Consider the following 2,004-nt stretch of genomic DNA (forward strand, 5'->3'; position numbering starts at 1 on the left):
TTGGCGGCGCTTTCCGCGGATCGTTCCGATCGGGGCGCTGTCGCCTCGGCGTGCTCCCAGGGTTCTAGATCGGTCTGGTCGGCGTGCACAGGCTCTTCGGGCGCCTCCGGCTGCGAGGCGTTCGCGGCTTCCTCCGCCTTGGCCTCATCGGTTTGCGCCCCGGCCCTGGCGGCATTCTCGTCGGCGATGCGGGAAACGGCGCCGGGCTCAAGTTCGATGGTCACCGGCTCGCGGCGGCTTTTCGAATGTCGCATCTTCGGCGTCTTAACCATGCTTGGGCTCCGCAAATTCGCTTGGGGATGGTTCAAAGAGGGTCTAGCACATCACCAAGCGGTGAAAAGGGGCGGTGTGATGACGCGGCTCAGGACCCGGGCCGCAAAAGCGAAAGCAGCGCACCCTCGTCGGGCCGCGCGGCTATGTGGATACGGTCGCCAGCGACGTCGCCAAGGACGGCGGCGATGCGATGCGACAGGGCAAAAACCCGCGTCTTGTCAAAGGCTTCATGCAGCGCAGGCCGCCTGACCAGGGCCTGCAGCGCGGTAGCCGCCCTGGCGGAATAGAGCAGCACCGCATCCGCGGTTTGCCCCGACAGACGGGCAAGCACGGCCTCGTCCGAATAGGTCACGGCGAGCGTGTCGTATGTCTCGACGGGGCGGACCCCGACGTCGGCAGCTTGCAGCCGCTGCTCGAATGCCGGGAAGCGCACGCGTCCGCAGAGATAGACAATGGTCTTGCCCTGGAATTCGCCGGCAAGACTGCCGGCAAGACCTTCGGCATTGCCGGGACCTTCGCTGACGGACAAAAATCCTGCTTCACGCGCGGCTTGCGCGGTCCTCTTGCCGACGGCATGGCAAGGCAAGTCCGAAAGCCGGGCGACGACCTCCTTAGGCGCAAAGCGCACGCCATTGGCGCTGGTCACCGCAACGGCCACGGCATTGCCGATGACGAGGTCCGTATCGATCGGCAAGGTCACCGTCTCGGTCAGCGGCAAAAGCAGCGGTAGAAACCCCATGTCCTTGAGCAGTCGCGCGGTGCGGGAGGCGCCCGGTTGAGGCCGCGTCACCAGAACGCGCTGCACCATCAGGCCCAGCCGTCGAAGAATGTCTCGCCGGCCCTGGCCCGCACCGTCCTTGCCGCCTCTTCACCGATGCGGGCGGCATCCAGCGCCGGGCCTTTCATCTCGACCATGTGCGACTGCGTGCCATCAGGCGAGATGATCAATCCCGCGAAAGAAAGGTCCGCGCCGTCTATCACGGCATGACCGGCAATCGGCGTGCGGCAAGAGCCGTCGAGGGCCGCCAGGAAAGCGCGCTCGCAAGCCAGCGCCTGTCCGGTCGGCAGGTCGTGGATGGCCGCCAGCATCTGTTCGACGTCGCCATCGCCTATGCGGGTTTCGATGCCGATCGCGCCTTGGCCCGGCGCCGGCGGAAAGATGTCGAGCGGGATCAGATCGGTGACCACGTGGCCGAGCCCGAGCCGCTTCAGCCCGGCATGGGCGAGGATGGTGCCGGCGGCAACGCCTTCATCGAGCTTGCGCAGCCGCGTCTGCACATTGCCACGAAACATCACCACGTCGAGATCCGGCCGCATGCGGCGGATCAGCGCCTGCCGCCTGAGCGACGACGAGCCGACTTTGGCGCCACGCGGCAGGTCTGCAATCGTCTTAGCCGCCCTGCCGACAAAGGCGTCGCGTGCGTCCTCACGCGGCAAAAAGGCTGAGAGCTCCAGGCCGTCGGGCAACTGCGTCGGCATGTCCTTCGAGGAATGCACGGCAATGTCGATCGCGCGGGCGAGCAGCGCCTCCTCGATCTCCTTGGTGAACAGGCCCTTGCCGCCAGCTTCCGACAGCGGCCGGTCCTGGATGCGGTCGCCGCTGGTCGAGATGACGACGATTTCGAACGCTTCTTGCGGCAAACCATGCGCCGCCATAAGCCGCGCCTGGGTTTCCTGCGCCTGCGCCAGCGCCAGCGGGCTGCCGCGTGTTCCGATCTTCAAGATTGTTTG

General features: G+C 66.2%; 2 protein-coding genes and 1 pseudogene. All 3 read right to left on the reverse strand.

Annotated elements, in window-relative coordinates; genetic code table 11:
* Positions 1–272: pseudogene (locus tag FJ980_RS30105) on the reverse strand (phage tail protein); the annotation flags it as partial.
* 89 nt (positions 273–361) lie between these two features.
* Complete coding sequence (locus tag FJ980_RS30110; RefSeq protein ID WP_140547247.1) at positions 362–1,078, reverse strand: uroporphyrinogen-III synthase; 717 nt, start codon at positions 1,076–1,078, stop codon at positions 362–364.
* A 2-nt stretch (positions 1,079–1,080) separates the two neighbouring features.
* Positions 1,081–2,004, reverse strand: a 924-nt coding sequence (gene hemC / locus FJ980_RS30115; protein ID WP_246676618.1) for a hydroxymethylbilane synthase, incomplete at its 5' end; no start/stop codon positions are given.

The organism is Mesorhizobium sp. B1-1-5, from assembly GCF_006443065.1.
Taxonomy (GTDB): Bacteria; Pseudomonadota; Alphaproteobacteria; order Rhizobiales; family Rhizobiaceae; genus Mesorhizobium.